The organism is Microbacterium aurugineum (assembly GCF_023101205.1).
Classification (GTDB): domain Bacteria; phylum Actinomycetota; class Actinomycetes; order Actinomycetales; family Microbacteriaceae; genus Microbacterium; species Microbacterium aurugineum.
The window spans coordinates 3,530,883-3,554,643 of sequence record NZ_CP078078.1 but is presented as its reverse complement, the minus strand read 5'-3'; the positions used below and the strand labels follow the sequence as shown (position 1 = coordinate 3,554,643).

Sequence of the window (23,761 nt, the reverse complement as noted above, 5' to 3'; positions counted from 1 at the left end):
CAGTACCGTCCGGTCGACCTACATTGAGTACCATCAAGTACTAAAGGAGACGGACATGATCGTCCTCGCAATCTCCCTCGCCACGGTGGCCTCGTTCATCGCCAGTGCCGTGCTCTACGCCATGCCCCCGGTGGCCGCAGTCATCTCGAGGACGAGCACTCCTCGCCCCGGCCTCCCGATGGCCGCGCAGATGGCCTCCGTCGTCCTGCGGAGCCTCATCGTCTCGTGCCTCGTGGCAGGCCTGATGCTCGCAGCCGGGTGGCACGGCGCCGGAAGCGGAGCCCTCCTGGGCCTGTCGCTGTGCGCCCTCCCCCTGGTGCTGCTGATGGGTGGCGTCGTACACGAGAACACCGCACTGCCCGCGGCTGGAATCCACCTGCTCGACTGGATCCTCAAACTCACCATCATCGGCGCGATCGTCGGATCGTTCCTCTGATCGAGAACGGAGAGAGACATGACCACCACCCCACTCGACATCACCTTCACGGCCACGCTCGGCAAGGTGCGCGAGGGAGACACCTGGACCTGCGTCCAGCTCGACGGCTCGGCGACGATCTTCGGCACCCGCGGTCTCGTCAAGGTCGTCGGCACCGTCGACGGCGAGCCCTTTCGCGGGGCGTTCATGGCTCTCGGTGACGGGACGCACAAGCTCCCCGTCTCGGCCGCCATCCGCAAGCGCATCGGCAAGACCGACGGCGATGACGTGACCGTGCACCTCACTGAGCGTCTCAACGGCTGACACCGTCCGCGTCGGCGCGCCCCTCACCGTCGCACGTCTCGACGCGACTGCCCCCTCCCCACCGAGACTTCGGCCAGGGCGCGATCGAGCGCGCGTCCTGCATCGGCATCGCGCATGGCGGCGCCGATGCGTTCCGCGTTCGCACGGAACGCGGGCTCCGACAGGACACGCTCCACGGCACGGGAGACCTGAACCGGCGTCGCGTTGGTCGTTCGCAGGTTCACCCCGGCACCCGACCACCCGACACGCGCCGACACCTCGACCTTGTCTTCGGTCTGGCCCGCGACCACGAGCGGGATCCCGTGGGCGAGCGCCTGCTGGACGCCGCCGTAGCCACCGTTGGTGACCAGCACGTCGACCAGCGGGAGCAGGCGGTCGTAGGGCAGATACTCCGCCACGCGCACGTTGTCCGGCAGCGTGATCCCCAGGGCGTCGACCGGTCGTCCGCCGGTGGTCACCACCACGAGGACATCGGAGCCCGCGAGCGCCGTGACCGTCGGGAGGACGAGCTGCCCGAAGTCGGAGTTGGCGATCGTGCCCTGGGTGACATGCACCACGGGACGGGATCCATCGAGATCGGGCCACCACTCCGGCACGCCCGCCGTCGACGTCGCGGCCGGCAATGGTCCCGCGAAGTGCACGGTCGCGGGCAGGTCGGCGCGCGGGTACTCGAACTCGGGCACGGTGAACTGCACGTAGGCGTCGGCGCGGCCGGCCCAGTCGAGCACGAAACCGCCGAGCTCACGGCCGACCGTGCGGCGCGCCATCTCGTCGGCCTCCTTCTGCACGCCCCCGAAGATCGCTCTCTCGGCGATCACACGCAGGGCGGCGTTGCGGAGGCGACCGAACGGCCCCGGGATGGGCGCGGCCCCGAGGCCGAACGGCGCCGTGTCCCTGCTGCGCACTCCGAGCGGGAAGATGCCGAGGACGACGACCGGCGGTCGTTCGTGGACGGGCATCAGCTGCAGGAGAGCACCCCCGACGAAGAGCGGCTCCGTGAGCACGGCATCGACCGGGTGGGCGTCGAGCTCGGCCCGGACGGCAGCGAGCTGCGCCGCGCCAGGACGCACGAAGAGAGTGCTCATGTCGAACCGCAGCGCGGCGGGGCCGGTGAGTCCCGCGCGCTCCGGGAACGAGCCGTCGGCGTCGTCGAGGTCGACGTCCGCCTCGGCAGGCAGAGCGAGGAAGCGTGCGCCTGCATCGGCCACCCGCTCGGCGTAGCGGCTGCTCGTGAGGAAGCTCACCTCGTGGCCGCGGGAGAGGAGGTGGCGCGCGACCTGCAACAGCGACAGGACATGACCGTGAGCCGGTGTGCAGGTGAGGAGGTAGCTGGACATGCCGAGCCCTTTCGCTAAGATTGAATGTACCGTCGTAGTATTCATAACACTGACAGGAAAGTCAATGGTTGAGATCGCTCCCCGCGCCTATCGATCCGAGTTGCGTGCACGCCAGGCGCTGGAGACCCGCGAGCGCATCGTCTCCGCATCCGCCCGCCTGTTCGCCACGCAGGGCTACCAGGCGACCACGATCGCCGCGATCGCACGCGAGGCAGGGGTCTCGGCCGAGACCGTGAAGACGACGGCATCGAAAGCCGAGCTGCTCATCGCCGCTTTCGAGGTCACCTTCTCCGGCTCGGAAGGAGCGGAGACGCTCGCCGACACCGAAGTCGCGAACGGACTCTTGGACCTGCCGGACGACGTCTTCCTCGATACCGTGCTGACGCAGATCACGACCGCGAACGCGCGCGGACACGGCTTGTGGACGGTGCTGCTGGGGGCTGCGCTGTCGGATCCCGTCGTCGACGAAGCGCTCCGCCGGATCCTCGAGCACCGCAGCGCGGACTACCGGGGGCTGGTTTCGGAACTGCGCCGCCGCGACCTCGCCTCACCGGACATCGACGACTCCGCAGTCGCCGATGCCCTGTCGTTCCTGCTCTCCCCCGAAAGCTACCAGCAGCTGGTCACGCAGTCGGGGTGGACGAGTGAGCGCTACGCCGAGTGGCTCCGCCGCGCGGTGCACGCCGAGATCGCCGCCAGGAGCTGACCAGCCGCCGTCCATCGTGTAGAGGTTCCCTCGAGGACCCACCCCCTTCTTCGAGGAGGAAGCTCGATCGTCGTACGCTGCTATACATGTTGCGAAGAGGGTTGTCAGCGTGTCAGAAAGATCGATGAATCTGCAAGCCGACGCCCGTGGACCGATCATCCGTCCGCGTGTTTCGGGTGACATGGCCGAATGCGCCGAGGTCCTCCGCGCAGTTCACCTGCGGGATTCGTACCCGGTCAACTGGCCCGCGGATGCCGAGAGCTGGCTCGCGGAAGTTGAGTCCGCGTGGGTTGCGGAGATCGACGGTCGGGTGGTTGGGCACGTCGCCGCGACGATATCGGACGACGACGCGAGGGTGGTGACCGTCGAACGGCTCTTTGTCGCACCTTCGGTCAATGGCCGCGGGATCGGAGCGCGATTGCTTGATGTGGCCACGGCCCATGGTGATGCGGAACTGGCGCTCCTCGCAGTGGCGGATAACGGCCACCACGCCCAACGCCTCTACCGCGAACGCGGCTGGTCTCTTCGCTCGCGCACACCGATCACCTGGGGCGGCTCGGACGCATCGAGTCTGCTCTGGTATGAGCTTCGCCGGAACGTCCGCGAGGATCCTGCCTCTGGTTGATTCCTGATCCAGGGGAGCCAACCGGTCGCAGCCCTCGCTCGACCACCTCGTGAGCGGTCGCACGCAGGGTTGGTCGTCTCGTACCTCACCGCGCCGACCAGCCACCGTCCATCGTGTAGCTCGCGCCCGTCACCATGCCCGCGGTATCGCCGGCGAGCCAGAGTGCGAGTGACGCGACCTCATGCGGTTCGACGAGCCGCTTGATCGCCGACTCGGTGAGCATCACGGTCTCGAGCACCTCACTCTCCGGGATGCCGTGCACCCGGGCCTGGTCGGCGATCTGCTTCTCGACGAGCGGCGTGCGCACGTAGCCGGGATCGATGCAGTTGCTCGTCACCCCGCGGGTGCCGCCTTCCAGCGCCGTCACCTTCGACAGGCCCTCCAGGCCGTGCTTCGCCGCGACATAGGCCGACTTGTAGGCGGAAGCGCGCACGCCGTGCACGCTCGACACGTTGATCACCCGCCCGAACCCCCGCTCGTACATCCCGGGCAGAGCGGCCCGGATGAGGAGGAACGGCGCTTCGAGCATGAGGCGCAGGATGAACGAGAACCGCTCCGGCGCGAAGTCCTCGATCGGGCTCACGTGCTGGACGCCGGCGTTGTTGACGAGGATGTCGACGTCGAGGTGCGCGTCGGCCAGCGCTGCGACATCCGACAGATCGATGTGCCACGCCTCTCCCCCGATCTCCGCGGCGAGCGCCTCCGCCGCCGTGCGATCGATATCGGCCACGATGACCCGCGCGCCCGCCGTGGCGAAGGCTCGGGCGCACGCCGCGCCGATCCCGCTCGCGCCGCCGGTGACGAGAGCCCTGCGTCCGTGCAGATCGGTCATGTCGTGCTCCTCCGTGGTTCAGGCCGCGGCGGTGCGCGCCGCGTCCGCGTCGTCGATCGACTGCAGCGAGATGCCCTTGGTCTCCCGCAACGACAGCACGGCGACGGCGGTGACGACGCACGCGATGACGATGTAGATCGCGATCGGCAGCCAGGAGCCGAAGTCGCGCAGCCACTGGATCGCGAGGATCGGTGCGAGCGATCCGGCGAGGATCGCCGTGACCTGGGATCCGAGCGAGACGCCGGAATAGCGCATGCGGGTCGGGAAGAGCTCGGCCATCACCGCGGGTTGCGGCGCGTACATGAACGCGTGGAAGCAGAGCCCGACCGTCACCGCGAGCACGATCAGCACCGGGTTGAGGGTGTCGAACAGCGGGAAGGCGAAGAACGCCCAGGTCGCGCTGAGGATCGCACCGGTCAGGTATACCGGCTTGCGTCCCCAGCGATCGGCGAGACGCCCGAGCTGCGGGATGATCGCGAAATGCACCACGTGCGCGATGAGCAGAGCGAGCAGAAGCTGACTCGTGTCGTACTCGTGCACCGTCTTCAGATACACGATCGTGAAGCTGACCACGATGTAGTAGACGATGTTCTCGGCGAAGCGGAGTCCCATCGCCTGGAGGAGACCCTTCGGGTAGCGGCGCAGCACCTCGACGACGCCGTAGGACGTGGCCTTCTCCGCCTCGACCTGTGCCTTCGCTTCGAGGAAGATCGGCGCCTCCTCGACGTGACGACGGATGTAGAAGCCGACCAGGACGATCACGGCCGACAGCCAGAAGGCGATGCGCCACCCCCACTCGAGGAACGCGTCGGAGGTCATCACCCAGGAGCTCACGAGGAGGACGAGCGTGGCGAGCAGATTGCCCACCGGCACGGCGGCCTGCGGCCAGCTCGACCAGAAGGAACGGGAGCGGTCAGGGCTCTGCTCGGCGACGAGCAGCACCGCGCCACCCCACTCACCGCCGACCGCGAACCCCTGGAGGAAGCGCAGCGCGACCAGTAGCGCCGGGGCCCAGTAGCCGATGCTCTGGAACCCGGGCAGGCACCCCATCAGGAACGTCGCCGCGCCCACGATGATGATCGTCGCCTGCAGCGTGGGCTTGCGGCCGAACCGGTCACCGATCTGCCCGAAGACGATGCCACCGAGCGGGCGGGCGATGAAACCGACCGCGTAGGTGACGAAGGCGGCGATGATGCCGTCGAGCGGGGAGCCGGTGGCCGGGAAGAAGTAGGTGCCGAAGACCAGGCTCGCGGCCGTGGCGTAGAGGAAGAACTCGTACCACTCCACGACCGTGCCGGCCATGGAGGCCGCGACGACGCGCTTGAGCTTCGAGGTCGGGGCCGAGGGGGCGGCGGGGGCCGCGCTCACTGAGGATGTCATGTCTGTCTCCTTCGGGTGTCGCCGGTGACACCCGCGTCCCAGTGTCAGGCACCTGCGGCTTTGCAACAACGCCCAGTGCTGCACATCGCATGTGCATAATTGCAGAATGGATGCCGCCAAGCGCCCCCGTGCCGACGATCTGCTCGTGCTCCTCGCGGTCGCGCGCACCGGGCGTTACACCAGTGCCGCCACGCATCTGGGCCTCGACCACACGACGGTCGCCCGGCGCATCGCGGCCCTCGAGGACGTGCTCGGCGGTCGCGTGGTCGCGCAGTCCGCGACGGGATGGGAGCTGACCGACCTCGGCCGATCCGCCGCGGAGACGGGAGGCCGTATCGAAGCCGCGCTGTCTCAGCTCGACAGCGGCGCCGAGACCCCCGATCCGGTCTCGGGAGTCGTCCGCATGTCGGCCACCGATGGCTTCAGCGCCTACATCGCGGCTCCCGCGGTCGCCGCCCTCCGCATCGCGCATCCGCGGCTCACGGTCGAGATCGTCGCGGCGACCCGGCGCGCTGCCGAGCATCGCGCCGGGCTCGATCTCGAAGTGGTGGTGGGAGCTCCGCAGACGCGTCGCGCACACGCGGTGAAGCTCGGCACGTACACGCTGGGCATGTACGCATCCCGCGACTACCTCGCTCGGGCCGGAACACCGAGCACCGCCGCCGATTTGGAGCAGCACCACCTGGTCTACTTCGTCGACTCGATGCTGCAGGTCGATGCCCTCGATCTGCCCCGTCGACTCGTCCCCCGCATGCAGGACGGCCTCACCTCGACCAATGTCTTCGTGCACGTGGAGGCGACGCGCGCAGGTGCCGGCGTCGGGCTCCTCCCCTGTTTCGCGGCCGACCGCCATGCCGACCTCGTGCGACTGCTGCCCACGGTCTTCGCCGAGAAGCTTCCGTACTACCTGGTCGCCCGTCCGGAGTCGTTGCGTCTGCCCGCCGTCTCCGCCCTCGCCGCAGCGCTGCGCGCCCAGACGCGCGCGTCGAAGGCGATGCTCGACGGCGTGAGCGGCTGAGGTCGGTCACGCCGAAAGCGTCGCCCTGGCATCCTGGGCGAGGAGGAACAGCGAGCGCTGCGCTCCGGGGAACCGTTCGAAACCGAAGCGCTCGTAGAACGGCACGACCTCATCGTTGATCGCGTGCACCAGGATGGCACGCACGCCGATGGCGTCTGCGGCTTCGAGCGCACGCATGGTCGCGTGCTGCAGGAGGGAGACGCCGAGGCCGCGTCCTGCGTACTCGCGGTCGACGGCGAGGCGACCGAGCAGCACGATGGGAACGGAGACGGGCATTCCGACCGCGAGGGGCGGAGGTCCGTCGCCACGGTCCAGCGCACTCGACGAGAGGCAGTAGTACCCCGCGACCCTCCCCTCCCGCGTCACCGAGACCATCGTGCGGGAAGCACCGCTCTTCTCGTTCGAGCGGGCCCGTCCTCGCAACCAGCTGTCGAGACTCTCCTCCCCACAGCGGAAATCGGACAGCTTGTCGCCGGCCGCGAGAGGCCGGGGTGTGCGGAACTCAGTCAACGAAGACGGATTCCCGTCTCAGCAGCTCTCGCAGACCCTCGACCGTGCGAGGCGGGCGTTCCATGACCTCGATGAAGGCATCGAACCGGACAGCATCGACGCGCAATCGACGTTCGCGTTCGATGACCTCCTGCGCCCGCTCCACCAGCACCGATGCCGAGAAGTCCGTCACGGTGCGGCCCTCGATAGCGGCTGCCTCTTCGATCGTCTCCTTCTGGTCGGCCGTGACTCGGAATTCCAGGCGGGCGCTCTTCAGCGGCGTGGTGGAAGTACTCATGAGGAGAGTGTACGGCAGATACCCGTACAGGGGTCCTCGGAATGGAGAGTGCGTCCCCCAGCGTTACCCCGGGTGACGAGGCCGACCCCGCCGCCTTCTCCATGCAAGAGAATTGAAAGTGATGCCTGAACGCGAAGAACACACCCACTGGCAGGCCGAGCGCCGCGCCGCCGTCACCTCGGCGACCGGCAACCTCGCCCTGATCGAGACCCGTTGGACCGGCGAGCGCCCCGACCTCGAGGCCGAACAGCGCGCCGCGGCCGACACGGTCACGGTGACACCGATCGAGCGCACGAACATCGAGACCGGTGAGGCCGAGCATGGGCTGCGGGTCTGGGACGCGGATGCCCCCGCCATCCGCGCCTTCGACCGCATCGACACCTACGAGTACGACCCGGCCTGGGTGCTCGAAGGGCACTTCACCCCGGTCGCCGGCGACCGCCGCGTGTCGTTCGAGCACATCCGCGACAACGGTGGCACCCGCGACCTGGTCGTGCCGGGCGACATCCGCCTCGAGCTCGCGGGCCAGGAGTACACCCTGGCCGCGTTCGACGACGGCGGCACGCTGCTGCTCGTCTTCGGCGACGAGACGAACGGCGCGGAGACCTACGGATCCGGACGCTTCCTGTTCGTGCAGCTGCGGGATGACGAGGGCGCGGTGGTCCTCGACTTCAACCGCGCGTTCGTGCCGCCGTGCGGTTTCAGCGCCCAGTACAACTGCCCGCTGCCGCCGGCATCCAACCGCTTCCCCCTGCCCATCCGAGCAGGCGAGAAGAACGTCGTGTTCCGCGACGGCTTCGACATCTACGCGGCGTGACGCCGCACACTCTCACCCTGGAGCACTCATGAGAAGAACCCGCATCCTCGGCACGCTCGGCGCCGTCGCCACGCTCGCGCTCGTGGCCGGCTGCGCGTCGGGCACGAGCGACGACGCCACCGCGAGCGAAGACGCCACGATCTTCATCGGGTCGCTGTACGAGCCGACCAACCTGAGCAACACGCAGGGCGGCGGGCAAGGCGTGACCGAGGCGCTGACCGGCAACGTGTACGAAGGGCTGTACCGGCTGACGGATGACGGTGAGGTCGAACCTCTTCTCGCCGAGGACGCCCAGGTGTCCGACGACGGCCTGACCTACACGATCACGCTCCGCGACGACGTGACCTTCCACTCGGGCGACCCGCTCACCTCCGCCGACGTGAAGTCGAGCATCGAGGCCGTCACCGCCGAAGATTCCGTGTCGGCCCGCAAGTCGAGCTTCACGACGATCGCCGACATCGCCACCCCCGACGACAGCACCGTCGTGTTCACGCTGTCGCAGCGGTCGATCTCGTTCCTCTACAACCTCAGCTACGTCTGGATCGTGAACGACGAGGCCGGCGACATCACGAGCACGGAGGACGGCACCGGCCCCTACACGCTCGACGAGTGGAAGAAGGGTTCGACCCTCGCCCTCCAGCGCTGGGACGACTACTGGGGCGAGCCCGCCAAGAACGGCGAGGTCGTCTACACGTACTTCACCGACGCGACGGCCGAGAACAACGCGCTCCTCACGGGTGAGATCGACGTCATCACCAGCGTGCAGAACCCGGACTCGCTGACGCAGTTCGACTCCGACGACTATGTCGTGAGCGAGGGCACCTCCACCACGAAGGAGCTGCTCGCCTTCAACGACCGCGTCGCGCCCTTCGACGACACACGCGTGCGCAAGGCGGTCTACTCCGCGATCGACACGAAGAAGCTGCTCGAATCGATCTGGGGTGACTACGGCACGCTGATCGGCTCGATGGTGCCGCCCACCGATCCCTGGTACGAGGACCTCACGCAGGTCAACCCCTACGACGTCGACCTCTCGAAGAAGCTGCTCGCGGAGGCGGGCTACGCCGACGGCTTCACGTTCACGCTCGACACCCCGAGCTACGACCCTCACCCCGCGGTGGCGGAGTTCCTGCAGTCGCAGCTCGCCGAGGTCGGCATCACGGTCGAGATCAACACGATCAGCGCCGACGAGTGGTACACGAAGGTCTTCAAGGAGCAGGACTTCGAGGCCACGCTGCAGGAGCACGTGAACGACCGCGACGTGGTCTGGTACGGCAACCCCGACTTCTACTGGGGCTACGACGACGCCGACGTGCAGCAGTGGGTCGCCGACGCCGAGCAGGCCGCGACGACCGACGAACAGACCGCTCTTCTCAAGAAGGTCAACGAGAAGATCGCCGCCGATGCCGCGAGCGTATGGTTGTACCTGTACCCGCAGATCGTGGTCGCCTCGAGCGACCTCAGCGGGTACCCGGTCAACGGCCTGAACTCGCAGTTCTTCGCCTACGACATCGTCAAGTCCTGACGTGCGTGGGGGATGCCGCGCGTCGGCATCCCCCACGTCATCCTGAGAAGCCATGCTCGCCTACCTCCTGCGCCGCCTCGCGTTCCTCGCGGTGTCGCTCGTCGTCGCGATGGTCGCGATCTTCGTGCTGCTGCGCCTTCTCCCCGGCGACCCGGCCAACGCGCTGCTCTCGGTGAACGCCACCCCCGAGCAGATCGCCGCCGCGCGCGCCCAGGTCGGCTCGGACCAGCCCCTGCTGCAGCAGTTCACCACCTGGGCGGGTCAGCTGCTCCGCTTCGATCTCGGTGAATCGTTCCTGAGCTCCCGTCCGGTCGGACCTGACATCGCCGATCGCCTCGCCGTGACGCTCCCGCTCACGCTCATCGCCTTCACCCTCGCGCTCCTCGTCTCGCTCGTGATCGGTATCACCGCGGCCGTCAAGTCCGACCGCTGGTACGGGATCGCGCTGTCGGGGTTCGCGCAGCTCGGCGTCGCCGTCCCCGTGTTCTGGGTCGGCGTCGTGCTCGTCTGGGTGTTCGCGCTCGGTCTCGGCGTGCTGCCCTCCGGCGGGTTCCCCCGGAAGGACTGGGAGGATCCGGCGGATGCGCTCCGTTCGCTCGCGCTGCCCATTCTCACCATCGTGATCGTCATGAGCGCCTCTCTCAGCCGCTACGTCCGCTCGGCGACACTCGACGTGCTCGGAAGCGACTACCTGCGCACCGCGCGCGCCGGAGGTTCCGGCATGGGGGAAGCGCTGCTCCGGCACGGCGTGCGCAATGGGGCGGTGCCCGTGGTCGCGGTCCTCGGCATCGAGCTGTCGACGACGCTCCTCGGGGCGGTGGTCGTCGAGAGCGTCTTCACACTTCCCGGGCTCGGCAGCCTGCTGCTCTCGGCCATCGAGCAGCACGATTTCCAGGTGATCCAGGGCGTCCTCGTCGTCAGCACGCTCTTCGTGCTGCTGGTCGGGTTCGCCGCCGACATCGTGCAGCGTCTGATCGATCCGCGCCTGCGCACGAGCGTTTCGGGGAACCGATGAGCCGCGTCGCCGAACAGCTGATCACCGCCTCCGTACCCGTGCGCCGACGGCCGAAGGCGACCCTGGTGATCGGGATCGTCCTCACCGGCGTCATCGTGCTGATCGCGCTGGTCTCCCTGTTCTGGCTGCCCTATCCGCTCGCCGACACCAGTGGAGGCCGGCTCGAAGGCCCGAGCGCACAGCACCTCCTCGGCACCGATCGACTCGGCCGCGACCTGTTCTCGCAACTGATGTGGGGCGCACGGATCGCGCTCATCGTCGGCACGGGCGCGGTCGCGATCGCCGCGGTCCTCGGGACGATCATCGGGCTTCTCGCCGCGTTCGCCCGCCCCTGGGTCGACGACACCCTCTCGGCTGGTCTCGACGTGGTGATCGCGTTCCCCGTGCTGCTGCTGGCGATGCTGGTCGTCGCGGTGCAGGGAGCGTCGCTGTGGTCTGCGGTGCTCGCGATCGGCCTGGCGATGTCGGCGGTCGTGGCGCGACTCACGCGTATCCTCGCGCGCCGCGTGCTGCAGGAGCAGTACATCACCGCCGCGCGCACGAGCGGCACCGGCGTGCTCGGGATCGTGTTCCAACACGTGCTGCCGAACATCGCACCCACCCTCGCCGTGAGCCTGGCGCTGCAGTTCGGCGCCGCCGTGCTGGCCGAGGCGAGCCTGTCGTACCTCGGGCTCGGGGCACCGCCGCCCAACGCCTCGTGGGGACGGATGCTGCAGGAGGCGCAGGGCACCGTGCTCACCGCACCCGTCGGTGCCATCGCTCCCGGAGTCGCGATCATCGCGCTCGTGCTCGGTGTGAACTTCCTCGCCGATGGTCTGCGCGACCTCGCCGACCCGACCCGAAGGAGGAGCCGATGAGCCTCCTCGACGTCTCCGGACTCACGGTCCGCTCCGGCGCCGGCGCGCTCGTGCGCGATGTCTCGTTCTCCCTCGGGGCGGGGGAGCGCCTGGGGCTGATCGGCGAGTCCGGCTCGGGCAAGTCGCTGACCTCGATGGCCGTGACCGGGCTGCTGCCGGATGCCCTCCGCGCGTCGGGCTCGGTGCTGCTCGACGGCCACCAGGTGATCGACGCTCGCGACGCCGACCTCCGCCCGCTGCGCGGACCCGTCGCGCAGATCGTGTTCCAGGAACCGCTCACCGCGCTCGACCCCCTGATGCGGGTGGGACGACAGATCGCCGAACCGCTGCGGCGCCACCTCGGTCTGCGCGGGGCGGAGCTGAAGAGCGCCGTCGCCACGGCCCTCGACGAGGTCTCCCTCTCCGACGCCCGCATCGCGCGCGCCTACCCGCATGAGCTCTCGGGTGGTCAGCGCCAGCGTGTCGCCATCGCCATCGCCCTCGCGGCCCGCCCGCAACTGCTCATCGCCGACGAGCCGACCACCGCACTCGACGTGACCGTGCAGGACGGCGTGCTCACGTTGCTCGAACGCCTGGTCGACGAGCGGGGCATGGCGCTGCTGTTCATCAGCCATGACCTGGCCGTGGTCTCGCGCATGGTGGATCGCATCGTCGTGTTGCGCGACGGACTCGTCGTGGAAGCGGGCGCGGTGGCGCAGGTGCTGCAGGAGCCGGCCGAGCCGTACACGCGGATGCTGGTCGACAGCGCCCGCGCGCTCGATGCCTTCCTCGATGCCGGGGAGGTCGGACGATGACGCTGCTCGAAGTGCGCGGAGCCGGCTTCGCCTATGGATCGCGCCGCGTTCTCCACGACGTGTCACTGCGCATCGACGAGGGCGACTCGTTGGGCCTCGTCGGAGAATCGGGGGCGGGCAAGTCCACGATCCTGCGGCTGATGCTCGGGCTCGATGCTCCTCGCGACGGACGGGTGCTGTTCGAGGGCGCCCCGCTCGCCCTGCGCGACCGCGCACAGATGCGACGGTTCCGCGCGAGCGTGCAGCCGGTGTTCCAAGACCCGTACTCGTCGCTCGACCCTCGCCAGCGCATCGACCGGATCGTCGGCGAACCACTCCGCTCGCTCGGCCTGGCATCCGCCGCCGACGCGCAACGCCGCATCGCCGAGGCCCTGGACTCCGTCGGGCTTCCCGCTGACACCGCCCGCCGCTATCCGCACGAGTTCTCCGGCGGGCAGCGTCAGCGCATCGCGATCGCCCGCGCCGTGGTCTCCCGCCCGCGCGTGCTTCTCGCCGATGAGCCGGTCAGCGCGCTCGACGTGACGACGCGCGTGCAGGTGCTCGAGCTGCTCGATCGCTTGCGTCGCGAGAACGGCCTGTCGCTCGTGATGGTGTCGCACGACCTCACCGCGATCGCCTCGGCGTGCGACCGCACGCTCGTGCTGCAGAACGGTCGCGTCGTCGAGCAGGGTGCCACTTCGGCCGTGCTGCACGACCCGCAGGACCCGTACACGCGAGCGCTCGTCGACGCGGTTCCGCGGCTGCCGCGCTGAGGCGGGACGTCAGCTTGCCGGCGTCGCCAGTCCGAAGTACGCAAGCTCCGCGTCGTCCAGCATCCGGGAGCGGATGAGGAATCGCATACCCGTCGGCCCCTCGACGCTGAACCCGGCACCGCGGCCGGGCACCACGTCGATGGTCAGGTGCGTGTACTTCCAGTACTCGAACTGCGACTGCGACATGTAGACCTCGACGGAGTCTGCGAGTCCGACGTCGAGATTGCCGAGCAGCACGTCGCCCTCGCCGATGAGGAACATACCGACGGGGAAGCACATGGGCGCGGAGCCGTCGCAGCATCCGCCCGACTGATGGAACATGAGCGGACCGTGCTGCACGGTGAGCTCGCGCACGAGAGAGGCCGCGGCCTCCGTCACATCGACCCGCTGCTGTGTGCCGCTGATGGCCACGGTTCCCCCTTCCAGAGATGGTCCGGGCAGGCGCTGAGGGAGCAGCGCCCGCCCGGGGTCGAGCTCAGAAGAAGCCCATGGGCCCTTCCGCGTACGAGACGAGGAGGTTCTTCGTCTGCTGGTAGTGATCGAGCATCATCTTGTGGTTCTCGCGTCCCACACCCGACTGCTTGTACCCGCCGAACGCGGCGTGGGCCGGGTACTGGTGGTAGGTGTTCGTCCATACGCGTCCGGCCTCGATCGCCCGGCCCGCGCGATAGGCCGTGTCCCCACTGCGGCTCCACACACCCGCACCCAGTCCGTAGAGCGTGTCGTTCGCGATGGAGATCGCGTCGTCGAAGCCATCGAACGACGTGACCGAGAGCACCGGACCGAAGATCTCCTCCTGGAAGATGCGCATGTCGTTCGTGCCCTCGAACACGGTCGGGGCGACGTAGAACCCCTCGCTGAGATCACCGCCGAGGTCGACCCTCTCCCCTCCGGCCAGCAGTCGCGCACCGCCCTGCGTGCCGATGTCGATGTAGCTGAGGATCTTCTCCAGCTGGTCGTTCGATGCCTGCGCACCGATCATCGTGGCGGGGTCGAGCGGGTTTCCCTGCACGACCTTGCCGACGCGCTGGAGTCCGTCGGCGAGGAATCCGTCGTAGATCGACCGCTGGATGAGTGCACGCGAGGGGCAGGTGCAGACCTCGCCCTGGTTCAGCGCGAACATCGTGAAGCCCTCGAGTGCCTTGTCGTAGAACGGGTCACTGGTCGAGCGCGCGACGTCGTCGAAGAACACGTTCGGGCTCTTGCCTCCCAGCTCCAGCGTGACCGGGATCAGGTTCTGCGAGGCGTACTGCATGATCAGACGACCGGTCGTGGTCTCTCCCGTGAAGGCGACCTTGCGGATGCGCTTGTGCTGCGCGAGCGGAGCGCCCGCCTCGATGCCGAACCCGTTGACGATGTTCACGACACCCGCCGGGAGCAGGTCACCGATGATGTCGAACAGGAACAGCAGGGATGCCGGCGTCTGCTCGGCCGGCTTGATCACGACGCAGTTGCCTGCGGCGAGCGCGGGCGCGAGCTTCCACACGGCCATCAGGATCGGGAAGTTCCAGGGGATGATCTGCCCGACCACGCCGAGCGGCTCATGGAAGTGGTACGCGACGGTGTTCTCGTCGAGTTGGCTGATCCCGCCCTCCTGTGCCCGCAGCACACCGGCGAAGTAGCGGAAGTGGTCGACGGCGAGAGGGATGTCGGCGGCGAGGGTCTCGCGCACGGGCTTGCCGTTCTCCCACGTCTCCGCGACCGCGATCTCCTCGAGGTGCTGCTCGATGCGATCCGCGATGCGATTCAGGATGACCGAGCGCTCAGCCGGACTCGTCTTCCCCCATCCGGTGAACGCCTTCCAGGCCACGTCCACGGCGCGGTCGATGTCTTCGCTCGTGCCGCGGCCGACCTCCGTGAAGGGCTTGCCGTTGACGGGGCTGATGTTCTCGAAGTACTGGCCCTTCACGGGTTCGACGAACTCTCCCCCGATGTAGTGGCCGTATCGGGGACGATAGTTCGCGAGGGCGCCCGGCCGGCCCGGGGCCGCGTAGGCGAGGGACACGTCTTCTTCGACGATGCTCATGGAGTCTCCTTCGACGGGCCGCGCTTCGTGCGCGGCTGTGTTCCGAAGGTAGGTCGCGGGAGGTTGCACCCCGATGCGCAACGTTGCAGCGGGTTGCAGTCGCGGGATCGACCCCCGTGCGGGATCAGAAACGCACCGGAGAGGGGCCCGGGAGGGGCGTTTTCGATCCCGCAAACGGGGGGATCAGCTGCCGAGGCGCTCGATCCGGGTGACCAGTGCCGCGCGCTTCGGCGACCGTGCGGGGAGCATCTCCAGGGCCAGGCGCAGCACCTCGGCGTCGCCCTGCCCCTCGGGGATCTCGGCGTAGGAGAGCAGAACGTCGAGGCTGGCCTCCGAGAGCATCACCTCACGCAACGCCCCGCGCACCGTCTCGCGGAACTCCTCCACCCCGGGCGAGGCCGACTCGGGCAGCACGGGCCCGCGGTACGCCGTCAGTGCGACACGGTGAGCACCGCGGTCGAGCAGCGAGAGCACGTCATGCGCGTCGGTGTCGAGGGCGACGGGCAGCCGATAGGGACGGGACTCCGGCACGAGGTCGGGGGCCGTGCGCTCGAGCACCTTGCGCAGACGCACCATCTCCGGGCGCAGCGTGTCGGGCGAGACCCCTTCGCCGTAGACCAGCTCGCACAGGCGCTCTGCGGAGAGTCCCTGACGGTGGACCGCGAGCATCAGGAGGATGGCGGCATGTCGCGCGCTCAGGTCGATCATGGCCTCGCCGTGCGCCGACTCGGTCTCCAAGCGCGCACGGTCGCGTCCGAGAACGTGCAGCGTCGCCCGGGCGGTCGCCGGGATACGCGCCTTCGAGGGGGTCGACCGCGAACGCGGCGTCTCGCTCCTCGCCCGGAGGCGCGCGACCATCAGCTCGGACTCCACGGCCCGAGCCGTCGCATCGACCAGCAACCGTGCCTGCGGGGACACGACCTCGGGTCCGCCGGTGATGTCGATCACCCCGAGCACACGCTTCGTCTCCGGGTCGCGCACAGGTGCGGCCGTGCACGACCACGGATGCACGAGCCTGTTGTAGTGCTCGGCACCGCGGATCTGCACCGACTGTTCCAAGGCGAGGGCCGTGCCGGGCGCACTCGTCCCGACCGCATCCTCCGACCAGTTCGCACCGGCGACGAAGCCCATGTCGTCCGTGAGCGAGCGCAGCTGTTCGTCGCCTTCGATCCACAGCAACCGACCCGCCTGGTCACCGACGGCGATGATCACCCCGGTGTCCTCGCTCGAGCCCGGCAACAGCAGGGCGCGGATCATGTCCATCGCGGAGGCGAGCGGGTGGGCGAGCCGATACTCCTCCAGTTCGTCGCTGATCAACTCCAGCGGCGGTGTGTCTTCGGGGGCGACACGGCGGCGCCACGAGCGTTCCCACGACTCGCGGACGAGCGGACGCACCCCCTGCAGCCGCCGGTCGTCGAGATTGCCGGCGAGCAGTTCCTCGTGCGCGCGCTCGACGAGAAGGCGCGATGTCGCCGGAAGGGACTCGCGGGATACCTGCCACGGCGCAGACACAGCGATCTCCGATCATCGAAGAGGCTTCGTGGATTCAGTGTACGAGCGTGGGGCCACGCGCGGAATAGGCGGGCCGGAGTCAGCCGCGCGAGGCCCACCACTCGCGGAGGCGCTGCTCCGCGACGTCGGGACCGAGCACACCCTCGTCCAGGCGCAGGTCGAGCAGGAACCGGTACGCCTCGCCCACCTCACGCCCCGGTGAGATGCCGAGCACCTCCTGGATGCGGTTTCCGTCGAGTTCCGGACGGATCGAGTCGAGCTCCTCCTGCTCACGGAGGGCGACGATGCGCGATTCGATGTCGTCGTACGCAGCCGCCAAGCGACCGGCCTTGCGCTTGTTGCGCGTGGTCACATCGGCCCGGGTCAGGATGTGCAACCGCTCGAGCAGATCGCCCGCGTCGCGCACGTAGCGTCGCACCGCGGCATCCGTCCAGGTCCCCTCGGCATAGCCGAAGAAGCGCAGGTGCAGCTCGATGAGGGTGGCGACGGCGTCGGTCGTGGCGGTGTCGAAACGCAGGGCCTGCAGTCGCTTGCGGGCCATGCGCGCACCGACCACGTCGTGGTGATGGAAGGTCACCACTCCCCCGGCCTCGAGCTTGCGGGTGCGAGGCTTGCCGATGTCGTGCAGCAGGGCGGCGATGCGCAGCGGCACATCGGGAGCGGCACCGGGGTGCCGGGAGTGCTCGAGCTCGATCGCCTGACGGAGCACGGTGAGCGAGTGCTCGTAGACGTCCTTGTGATGATGGTGCTCATCGACCTCGAGGCGCAGCGCGGTGACCTCGGGGAGGAACTCGTCGATCAGGGCGGTGTCGACCAGTACGCGGATGCCGCGCACCGGATCGTCCGTCTGCATGAGGCGCACGAGCTCGGACTGGATGCGCTCGGGGCTCACGATCGTCAGGGTCTCGCGCAGCGCGGCGATCGCCTCGGTGGTGGCCTCGTCGACGCGGAAGCCGAGCTGGGCGCTGAAACGAGCCGCCCGCAGCATCCGCAACGGGTCGTCGCCGAACGAGATCTTCGGGTCGGCGGGGGTGCGCAGAACACCGGCGATGAGGTCTTCCACTCCGCCGGTCGGGTCGACGAGCTTCACAGACGGCACCTGGAGCGCCATCGAGTTGACTGTGAAGTCGCGGCGCACGAGGTCGCCGTCGATCGTGTCGCCGAACTCGACCGTGGGCTTGCGGGTCACGCCGTCGTAGCTGTCGGCGCGATACGTCGTGATCTCGACCTGCTCGCCCTGCACGCGCGCACCGATCGTGCCGAACTCGCGGCCGATGTCCCAGCGGGCGGTCGAGATCGGTGTGACGATCGCCAGGATGTCGTCGGGCGACGCGTTCGTGGTGAAGTCGAGATCGTGCGTCTCCCGACCGAGCAGCGCATCGCGCACCGGACCACCGACCACGGCCAATTCGTAGCCAGCGCTCTCGAACGCCCTCGCGAGGGTGCCGACGACCGGATTCTCGGCGAGCGCACCGAGACGAGCGAGGCCGTCAGCCATGTTGAGCATGGGTTCCAGCGTACCGGGGTGGGTGGGCGCATCCGGGTGGTTCCGGTGCGGTCGCCCCGCGCTACTGCGCCGCGAACCACCCCAGCGCCTGTCCGTAGATCGGAAGCGTCACGACCGCGACGAGCTCGATCACCGCCACCGTCCCCACCACGACCCACGCCCCGATGATGAGCGGGCGTCGCCGATCCGCGCTCTGGCGCCGCTGCCAGGTCGCGATGACCACGAGCACCAGCGCCACGGGCGGCAACGGGCTCGCGAGGATCGCCAGCGCCGCGAACACCCGCCACGGATCCGATTCCCCTCGCATTTCGACCTTCTCCAACCGCGCTATCTGAGCCAGGAGGCTCGATCGTGCGACGGCGAACAGCGGGGACGAGACTCGTCCTCGGCCGCGAGGCAACACGAGCGCCGCGACGATCACGACCGGCGGAAGCGCGATCAGCAGCCCATACGTCAGCCCGGTGAGGTACCGGCTCTGATCCTCGCCGGTGGCGAACCGCATCGCCGTGGTGGCGCCCTCGAGCACGACGACGACCGTGACCAGCGCCGGCGGCACCAGCACGATCACCGTGTCCAGGATCTTCGCCTGGAGCACGGAGGGGATCATCTGGGCGGCGGTGCCCACCGCGAACACCGACAGCGCCGTGGCGAAGAACGCATACGCGGCCGTCAACCCCGCGTGCCCGATCATCCCGTGGACGAGAGCCGACCCGGCGCCGATCACCACGACGCCGGCAACGACCCCCTGGATGACGAGGGACCGCTTCGGGGATTGGTCTGCCCGGCCCGGTATGCGCGACACCGCCGCGCGCGTCCGTTCGATCGCCTCTGCGGTCCGCGTCGAGGCGAGGCTCAGCCTCACGGCTTCGAGGTCCGCCTGCGTCGCCGCATCCGCAGCGATCAGCAGCGCCAGCACTGCGCCGGCGGGGACGCCGAACATCTCCACCACATCGAGAGAGTTCACGGTGACGTTGGCGACGGCCGCGTTCACGAAGGTCGAGAGGGCGACGAATGCGGAGGCCATCGCCACAACCGCCGCCATTCGTCCCCAGAACTGCCGATGCGCGACGGCATCCTCCGGCTCGACGTTCTCGTGGTCCCGGGGCATCCGGAGGAGAACCTGGAGGGCGATCGACGAGGGGAGCAGAAGCAGCAGTGCGGCACCTCCCTGCTGCCCGTCGAGCGTCGCCGGGGAGACCACCGAGACGGCCGTCTGCTGGGCTTCGGCAGCCGTCCTCGTCAACCGCGCCAAGAGCACCTGCACGCCCACCAGGAGGGAGCCGACGAGCGCTGCCACGCCGACAGCCCGCCGAAGGGAGCGAGCGTACTTCGTCTCCGCCGCGACCACGGCCTCGCCACGGACGGGGTCGCTCCTCACCTCCGCCGGTGCTTCGACTGTCGATGCGAAGAGACGATGCAGCACCCCTCCGAACCCGCTCCTGTCATCCCGGTCCGCCATGACACACCCCTCCCTGGTTGCCCGCTCCGCGAACCATATCGAAGGCCCGCACCGATCGATCCCAGGCGCTCGGCTCCGCGGCGCCAAGATATCGGCTTCGAATCAGCCGCCGGGGTGCGCGCAACCGCGGCCGAACGAGGGTGCGGCGCGTGTCGCGACAGCCGTTCACCTTCCGGTCTCCGCGGGGTCAGGCTCCGGCCATCCGTCTTCGGTGGAGTGGATGGGCCCCGTGCGGCTGAGCACGGAACCCCCATCCACGAAGGACTGACATGACCTCCCCCACCCCTGCGGTGCGGTGGCGACGTCACGGACTCACCTCCGTCGCGCTCCTCGCCCTGCTCGGCGGCGCCGTCGTCGCCCCCGCGGCCCTCGCCGCACCCGACCCCGAGGTTCCGACCGGCTCGCTGATCACCGGCGACACCGCCTGGCACTATCTCGACGACGGCTCCGATCCCTCGCCCGCTCCCGCGGCGCTCCGCGACTGGACGCTGCCCGCCTATGACGACAGCGCGTGGAAGACGGCCCCCGGCTCCTTCGGCGCAAAACGCGGAGAGCTCGCCCCGGTCGGCCCGCAGACGCCCCGAACACTCCTGAACCACTACCTCGACGGCACCCAGGCTCCGACCGTGCCGACGTACTTCTTCCGCACGACCTTCGAGCTCGAGGCGGGCGTGGCGGAGAAGGTCGCCGTCCTGCAGAGCACGATCACCTACGACGATGCGATCATCGTCTGGATCAACGGCGAGGAGGTCGCCCGCTACGTCGACGGCCGCATCACCGACACGACCAACGTCGAGTATGCCGGCGACAGCAACGGCGACCCGCTGACGAGCACGTTCAGCGCCGAAGGCGACCTGCTCCACGACGGCACCAACACCATCGCCGTCTCCCTCTTCCAGGATCGCGAGACCAGCTCCGACATCTACTTCGACATGTCTTCGTTGACCCTCGTGGAGGCGTCCGACCCCGGCACGCCCGTGCTCGCCCCGCCGACCCGCGTCATCCTCACGCCGACCGAGCAGCCCGAGGTCTCCCAGGCCTTCTCGTGGCTGGCCGGCGACGCCTCCCACACGGTCGGACAGGTCGAAATCGCCCCGGCCGGCGGCGGTGAGACACGCACCGTCGACGCGTACGATGCCGGCGTCGTGAACGGCAACCCGAACAAGCATTTCTCGGCGACGGTGACCGGCCTCACCGCCGCCACCGAGTACCGCTACCGCGTCGGTCTTCCCGGCAGCTGGAGCGAGTGGTTCACCTTCCGCACCGCGGATCCTTCCGCGACCGACTTCCAGTTCCTCTACTACGGCGACGCGCAGATCGGCCTCGACACCACGTGGCCGAGTGTCGTGAAGCAGGCCGAGGCCAACGCTCCCCGGTCGATCGGCTCGGTGCACGCAGGCGACCTGATCAACACCTCGAGCAACGAGAACGAGTGGGTCAACTGGTTCAAGGGCATGAAGGACTCGGCGGTCCGCACCAACGTGATGGCAGCCCCCGGCAACCACGAGTACTCCGGCGACAAGCTGCTCACCGCCTGGAAGGCAGCCTTCGAGTACCCGCACAACAACCCGTCGACCAGCTCGATCGGTGAGCTGGCAGACCTCGCGAAGGGCGACTCGGAGGTCGCGCAGCAGTACCGCGCGTTCTTCGACCACTGGAGCTCGTTCGCTGCCGAGACCGCGTACTACACCGACTACCAGGGCGTGCGCTTCATCACGCTGAACGCGACACGCGACACCACTTTCCTCACGCCGGCCGGACTCCCCTCCTGCAGCGGCGCGGAGTGCCCATCCACGCAGATCGGCGTGCTCTGGACCCGCTTCCAGGGCGCATGGCTCGACCTGCTGCTGCAGAACAGCCCGTCGAAGTGGAACGTCGTCACCTTCCACCAGCCGGTGTTCTCCGCATCGGCAGGCCGTGACGAGCCGGTGCTGCGCGCGGAGTGGCTGCCGGTCTTCCAGCGCAACGACATCGACCTGGTACTCATGGGCCACGACCACACCTACGCCCGCGGCTATGTGAACACGGACGCGACCGAGACCCCCGGCCTCACCACGGGTCCCGTCTACGTCGTGTCGAACTCGGGCGCGAAGCACTACGACCTGGAATCCGCCGAGAAGAACGTCTGGACCAACAACGGCGCCACGCAGGTGCTGCGCGGTCAGGACGTGACGACGTACCAGGTGATCGACGTCTCGAAGAACCAGCTCGTCTACCGCTCCTACCTCGCGGAGAAGCAGCCGGGAGCCACGACCGACCTCCCCGTCGGCGCCGTCTACGACACGTTCACCGTGACGAAGTCGGACGCCGGCGAGAAGTGGGTCACCGAGGAGGGCGTCACACCCCCGGTCACGCCGGAGCCCGAGGTTCCGGCCAAGATCGAGCTCGGCGCGGCCGCGGTGAAGGCCGGTGGCACCGTCACGGTCTCGGGCAGCGGCTTCGCGGAGGGCGCCGAGCTTCGCCTCGAGCTCCGCTCCGACCCGGTGCAGCTGGGCACCGCGACCGCCGGTGCGAACGGCTCGTTCCAGCGGACGGTCACGATCCCCGCGAACACTCCGGCGGGCGCACACACCCTCGCCGTCATCCTGCCCGATGGCACGGAGGTCACCGCGGCACTCACCGTCGCTGCGGTCTCCGGCGGAGGGGCAGTGACCCCGGGCGCGGGGAGCTCGACCGCGGACGACCTGGCCGCGACCGGTGCCGACAGCACGCCGTACATCGTCGCAGCCGTGGTGCTCCTGGCAGCGGGCCTCGGTCTGTTCGCGATGCGCCGTCGTCGGCAGCACACCACGGCGGAGACGACCGAAGCGGACTGATCCGCGATCGTCATCACAGGACGCCGTCCGGGCTTCGGCCTGGACGGCGTCCTCGTTCGTGGCGCTGCTCCCGCGCGCGGATGCCGAAACCGGGACCGTCTCGCGCTCCGGCGGCAGGTCGGCTCGAGACACGCCGCGACGACCGCGTCCGGTCTCCGTTTTGGTCCCGGCGGCTCGGCGCACTGGGATAACCTTCACCCGAGTCCGTCCCCGGTGAAGGAGAGCCCGTGCCCACGAACGATGTGATGGCCGACGAAACCGATCGGATCGTCGCCGCGGCCCTGCAGGTGAACGGCCGTGCGTCGTGGGGGGAGATCGGCCGCGTGGTCGATCTGCCGGAACGCACCGTCGCCCGCCGTGGACAGCGACTGCTCGACCGCGGACTGGTGCGGGTCTCTACCTATGTCGACCCCGCCAGAGTGCTCCACGCCCGCGCGGTGCTGTTCCGCATCACGACCGAACCGCACGCGCTCTGGCATGTGGCACGCACGCTGGCACGACGGTCGGACGCCTCCTCCGTCTCGGTGCTCGAAGGCAGCAGCGACATCGCCGGAATGCTGCTCCCCCGCGACGACGCCTCCATCCGTGAGCTGCTCTTCACCGACTTCCCCGAGCTCGAGGGCATCGACTCGATCAACGTGACGACGGTGCTGAAGTTCTTCCGCTCGGGGCACGATTGGCGCGCGGGAGTGCTCACCGACGAACAGGCCCGCATGCTCGACGAGTCGTCCGGCTCCGAGGTCGACCCCGCCGATTCCCTCAGCGCGGACGAGGAAGCACTGATCCGCCTGCTGCTGAAAGACGGTCGGATGCCGGTCGCGCAGCTCGCCCGGTCACTGGGACTGAACGTCACCACCACCCGGAGACGGATGGAGTCCCTGAGCCGTCGCGGCCTCATGCATCCCCGCACCGAGGTGGTGCCGAGCCTGTTCGGCCTCGGTTTGGAGGCTCTGGTGTGGCTCCGCGTCCCGATGGCGCGCCTCGAGAAGGTGGGAGCGGCTCTCGCCGCCGCACCGGAGGTGAAGTTCATCGCCGCCACCACGGGGACCTCGCAGCTGCTGGCCAATGTGCTCGTCAAGGATGCGGATGCGTTCTACGAGTTCCTCACCGGTCCCGCCGTGGCGGGGCACGACGGACTCGAGGTCGTCGAGTCGCTGGTGGTGATCACTCCGGTGCTGCGCGGGTCCCTGATCGTCGACGAGGCACCCGCCGCGCTGGCCAATGACATGCCCACGGGCGCTATTCGCCTCTAGGCCG

General features: G+C 68.8%; 23 protein-coding genes. 13 read left to right on the top strand and 10 right to left on the bottom strand.

Annotated features, from left to right (window positions below):
* Positions 1 to 55 precede the first annotated feature (55 nt).
* Together KV397_RS17065 and KV397_RS17060 are read left to right on the top strand one after the other, a co-directional pair.
* On the top strand, positions 56 to 436 hold the full coding sequence (locus KV397_RS17065) for a DUF1761 domain-containing protein (protein WP_261811822.1): 381 nt from the start codon (positions 56 to 58) through the stop codon (positions 434 to 436).
* 18 nt (positions 437 to 454) lie between these two features.
* Positions 455 to 739, top strand: a complete 285-nt coding sequence (locus KV397_RS17060; RefSeq protein ID WP_131491695.1) for a DUF1905 domain-containing protein — start codon at positions 455 to 457, stop codon at positions 737 to 739.
* A 23-nt stretch (positions 740 to 762) separates the two neighbouring features.
* Here the strand turns inward: KV397_RS17060 and KV397_RS17055 are convergent, their stop codons facing one another.
* The gene (locus KV397_RS17055) at positions 763 to 2,076 is read right to left on the bottom strand and encodes a glycosyltransferase (RefSeq protein ID WP_261811821.1); all 1,314 of its coding nucleotides are present in this window, start codon (positions 2,074 to 2,076) and stop codon (positions 763 to 765) included.
* A 64-nt stretch (positions 2,077 to 2,140) separates the two neighbouring features.
* Between KV397_RS17055 and KV397_RS17050 the strand changes: the two genes are divergently transcribed.
* Together KV397_RS17050 and KV397_RS17045 are read left to right on the top strand one after the other, a co-directional pair.
* A complete protein-coding gene (locus KV397_RS17050; protein ID WP_131491693.1) occupies positions 2,141 to 2,782 on the top strand; it encodes a TetR/AcrR family transcriptional regulator in 642 nt (213 codons plus the stop codon).
* Positions 2,783 to 2,906: 124 nt separating this feature from the next.
* Positions 2,907 to 3,407, top strand: coding sequence for a GNAT family N-acetyltransferase (locus tag KV397_RS17045; protein WP_261811820.1), 501 nt, complete (start codon positions 2,907 to 2,909; stop codon positions 3,405 to 3,407).
* An 85-nt stretch (positions 3,408 to 3,492) separates the two neighbouring features.
* Here KV397_RS17045 and KV397_RS17040 read toward each other — a convergent pair whose 3' ends face one another.
* Together KV397_RS17040 and KV397_RS17035 are read right to left on the bottom strand one after the other, a co-directional pair.
* Positions 3,493 to 4,239, bottom strand: a complete 747-nt coding sequence (locus KV397_RS17040; protein ID WP_131491691.1) for a 3-hydroxybutyrate dehydrogenase — start codon at positions 4,237 to 4,239, stop codon at positions 3,493 to 3,495.
* A gap of 18 nt (positions 4,240 to 4,257) precedes the next feature.
* On the bottom strand, positions 4,258 to 5,619 hold the full coding sequence (locus KV397_RS17035) for an MFS transporter (RefSeq protein ID WP_131491690.1): 1,362 nt from the start codon (positions 5,617 to 5,619) through the stop codon (positions 4,258 to 4,260).
* A 106-nt stretch (positions 5,620 to 5,725) separates the two neighbouring features.
* Here KV397_RS17035 and KV397_RS17030 point away from each other — a divergent pair, with 106 nt between their 5' ends.
* Positions 5,726 to 6,637, top strand: a complete 912-nt coding sequence (locus tag KV397_RS17030; protein WP_131491689.1) for a LysR family transcriptional regulator — start codon at positions 5,726 to 5,728, stop codon at positions 6,635 to 6,637.
* Between the two features lie 6 nt (positions 6,638 to 6,643).
* On the opposite strand, the gene KV397_RS17025 is transcribed toward KV397_RS17030, so the two are convergent.
* Together KV397_RS17025 and KV397_RS17020 are read right to left on the bottom strand one after the other, a co-directional pair.
* Positions 6,644 to 7,147: a GNAT family N-acetyltransferase gene (locus tag KV397_RS17025; RefSeq protein ID WP_131491688.1), complete on the bottom strand. Its 504-nt coding sequence runs from the start codon at positions 7,145 to 7,147 to the stop codon at positions 6,644 to 6,646.
* Complete coding sequence (locus KV397_RS17020; RefSeq protein ID WP_047521454.1) at positions 7,140 to 7,424, bottom strand: type II toxin-antitoxin system TacA family antitoxin; 285 nt, start codon at positions 7,422 to 7,424, stop codon at positions 7,140 to 7,142. The genes KV397_RS17025 and KV397_RS17020 overlap by 8 nt, the downstream gene beginning before the upstream one ends.
* A 121-nt stretch (positions 7,425 to 7,545) precedes the next feature.
* On the opposite strand from KV397_RS17020, the gene KV397_RS17015 reads away from it, so the two are divergent.
* The 6 genes from KV397_RS17015 to KV397_RS16990 are packed head-to-tail and all read left to right on the top strand — an operon-like array spanning position 7,546 to position 13,184.
* Entirely contained in the window at positions 7,546 to 8,241 is a 696-nt protein-coding gene (locus KV397_RS17015; protein WP_261811819.1) for a DUF1684 domain-containing protein, read from the top strand.
* Positions 8,242 to 8,269: 28 nt separating this feature from the next.
* A complete protein-coding gene (locus KV397_RS17010; RefSeq protein WP_261811818.1) occupies positions 8,270 to 9,766 on the top strand; it encodes an ABC transporter substrate-binding protein in 1,497 nt (498 codons plus the stop codon).
* A gap of 52 nt (positions 9,767 to 9,818) precedes the next feature.
* Positions 9,819 to 10,781, top strand: coding sequence for an ABC transporter permease (locus KV397_RS17005; RefSeq protein ID WP_047521443.1), 963 nt, complete (start codon positions 9,819 to 9,821; stop codon positions 10,779 to 10,781).
* Entirely contained in the window at positions 10,778 to 11,638 is an 861-nt protein-coding gene (locus KV397_RS17000; protein WP_047521436.1) for an ABC transporter permease, read from the top strand. The genes KV397_RS17005 and KV397_RS17000 overlap by 4 nt, the downstream gene beginning before the upstream one ends.
* The gene (locus KV397_RS16995) at positions 11,635 to 12,432 is read left to right on the top strand and encodes an ABC transporter ATP-binding protein (RefSeq protein ID WP_134352566.1); all 798 of its coding nucleotides are present in this window, start codon (positions 11,635 to 11,637) and stop codon (positions 12,430 to 12,432) included. Before KV397_RS17000 ends, KV397_RS16995 begins: the two co-directional genes overlap by 4 nt.
* On the top strand, positions 12,429 to 13,184 hold the full coding sequence (locus tag KV397_RS16990) for an ABC transporter ATP-binding protein (RefSeq protein WP_261811817.1): 756 nt from the start codon (positions 12,429 to 12,431) through the stop codon (positions 13,182 to 13,184). Before KV397_RS16995 ends, KV397_RS16990 begins: the two co-directional genes overlap by 4 nt.
* A gap of 9 nt (positions 13,185 to 13,193) precedes the next feature.
* Here the strand turns inward: KV397_RS16990 and KV397_RS16985 are convergent, their stop codons facing one another.
* From KV397_RS16985 to KV397_RS16965, 5 genes are all read right to left on the bottom strand, one after another.
* Positions 13,194 to 13,589: a DUF779 domain-containing protein gene (locus KV397_RS16985; RefSeq protein ID WP_407665305.1), complete on the bottom strand. Its 396-nt coding sequence runs from the start codon at positions 13,587 to 13,589 to the stop codon at positions 13,194 to 13,196.
* 70 nt (positions 13,590 to 13,659) lie between these two features.
* Complete coding sequence (gene exaC, locus KV397_RS16980) at positions 13,660 to 15,210, bottom strand: acetaldehyde dehydrogenase ExaC (RefSeq protein ID WP_261811815.1); 1,551 nt, start codon at positions 15,208 to 15,210, stop codon at positions 13,660 to 13,662.
* A 183-nt stretch (positions 15,211 to 15,393) separates the two neighbouring features.
* Positions 15,394 to 16,722: a GAF domain-containing protein gene (locus KV397_RS16975; RefSeq protein WP_261811814.1), complete on the bottom strand. Its 1,329-nt coding sequence runs from the start codon at positions 16,720 to 16,722 to the stop codon at positions 15,394 to 15,396.
* 79 nt (positions 16,723 to 16,801) lie between these two features.
* Entirely contained in the window at positions 16,802 to 18,229 is a 1,428-nt protein-coding gene (locus tag KV397_RS16970; RefSeq protein ID WP_261811813.1) for a CCA tRNA nucleotidyltransferase, read from the bottom strand.
* A gap of 61 nt (positions 18,230 to 18,290) precedes the next feature.
* Positions 18,291 to 19,688: a hypothetical protein gene (locus tag KV397_RS16965; RefSeq protein WP_261811812.1), complete on the bottom strand. Its 1,398-nt coding sequence runs from the start codon at positions 19,686 to 19,688 to the stop codon at positions 18,291 to 18,293.
* 269 nt (positions 19,689 to 19,957) lie between these two features.
* On the opposite strand from KV397_RS16965, the gene KV397_RS16960 reads away from it, so the two are divergent.
* Both KV397_RS16960 and KV397_RS16955 read left to right on the top strand, forming a co-directional pair.
* Positions 19,958 to 22,504, top strand: a complete 2,547-nt coding sequence (locus KV397_RS16960; RefSeq protein ID WP_261811811.1) for a fibronectin type III domain-containing protein — start codon at positions 19,958 to 19,960, stop codon at positions 22,502 to 22,504.
* A 227-nt stretch (positions 22,505 to 22,731) separates the two neighbouring features.
* A complete protein-coding gene (locus KV397_RS16955; protein WP_261811810.1) occupies positions 22,732 to 23,757 on the top strand; it encodes an Lrp/AsnC family transcriptional regulator in 1,026 nt (341 codons plus the stop codon).
* The last annotated feature ends 4 nt before the right edge of the window (positions 23,758 to 23,761 follow it).

Excerpts from the sequence above, each read along its gene's own strand:
- KV397_RS17040 (WP_131491691.1), bottom strand. The coding sequence starts at position 4,239 with ATGACCGATCTGCACGGACGCAGGGCTCTCGTCACCGGCGGCGCGAGC.
- KV397_RS17050 (WP_131491693.1), top strand. The coding sequence starts at position 2,141 with ATGGTTGAGATCGCTCCCCGCGCCTATCGATCCGAGTTGCGTGCACGC.
- KV397_RS17020 (WP_047521454.1), bottom strand. The coding sequence starts at position 7,424 with ATGAGTACTTCCACCACGCCGCTGAAGAGCGCCCGCCTGGAATTCCGA.
- KV397_RS16990 (WP_261811817.1), top strand. The coding sequence starts at position 12,429 with ATGACGCTGCTCGAAGTGCGCGGAGCCGGCTTCGCCTATGGATCGCGC.
- KV397_RS17005 (WP_047521443.1), top strand. The coding sequence starts at position 9,819 with ATGCTCGCCTACCTCCTGCGCCGCCTCGCGTTCCTCGCGGTGTCGCTC.
- KV397_RS16970 (WP_261811813.1), bottom strand. The coding sequence starts at position 18,229 with ATGCTCAACATGGCTGACGGCCTCGCTCGTCTCGGTGCGCTCGCCGAG.
- KV397_RS16965 (WP_261811812.1), bottom strand. The coding sequence starts at position 19,688 with ATGGCGGACCGGGATGACAGGAGCGGGTTCGGAGGGGTGCTGCATCGT.
- KV397_RS17055 (WP_261811821.1), bottom strand. The coding sequence starts at position 2,076 with ATGTCCAGCTACCTCCTCACCTGCACACCGGCTCACGGTCATGTCCTG.
- KV397_RS16995 (WP_134352566.1), top strand. The coding sequence starts at position 11,635 with ATGAGCCTCCTCGACGTCTCCGGACTCACGGTCCGCTCCGGCGCCGGC.
- KV397_RS17035 (WP_131491690.1), bottom strand. The coding sequence starts at position 5,619 with ATGACATCCTCAGTGAGCGCGGCCCCCGCCGCCCCCTCGGCCCCGACC.
- KV397_RS17045 (WP_261811820.1), top strand. The coding sequence starts at position 2,907 with ATGAATCTGCAAGCCGACGCCCGTGGACCGATCATCCGTCCGCGTGTT.
- KV397_RS17060 (WP_131491695.1), top strand. The coding sequence starts at position 455 with ATGACCACCACCCCACTCGACATCACCTTCACGGCCACGCTCGGCAAG.
- KV397_RS17030 (WP_131491689.1), top strand. The coding sequence starts at position 5,726 with ATGGATGCCGCCAAGCGCCCCCGTGCCGACGATCTGCTCGTGCTCCTC.
- KV397_RS17010 (WP_261811818.1), top strand. The coding sequence starts at position 8,270 with ATGAGAAGAACCCGCATCCTCGGCACGCTCGGCGCCGTCGCCACGCTC.
- exaC (WP_261811815.1), bottom strand. The coding sequence starts at position 15,210 with ATGAGCATCGTCGAAGAAGACGTGTCCCTCGCCTACGCGGCCCCGGGC.
- KV397_RS17015 (WP_261811819.1), top strand. The coding sequence starts at position 7,546 with ATGCCTGAACGCGAAGAACACACCCACTGGCAGGCCGAGCGCCGCGCC.
- KV397_RS17065 (WP_261811822.1), top strand. The coding sequence starts at position 56 with ATGATCGTCCTCGCAATCTCCCTCGCCACGGTGGCCTCGTTCATCGCC.
- KV397_RS17000 (WP_047521436.1), top strand. The coding sequence starts at position 10,778 with ATGAGCCGCGTCGCCGAACAGCTGATCACCGCCTCCGTACCCGTGCGC.
- KV397_RS16960 (WP_261811811.1), top strand. The coding sequence starts at position 19,958 with ATGACCTCCCCCACCCCTGCGGTGCGGTGGCGACGTCACGGACTCACC.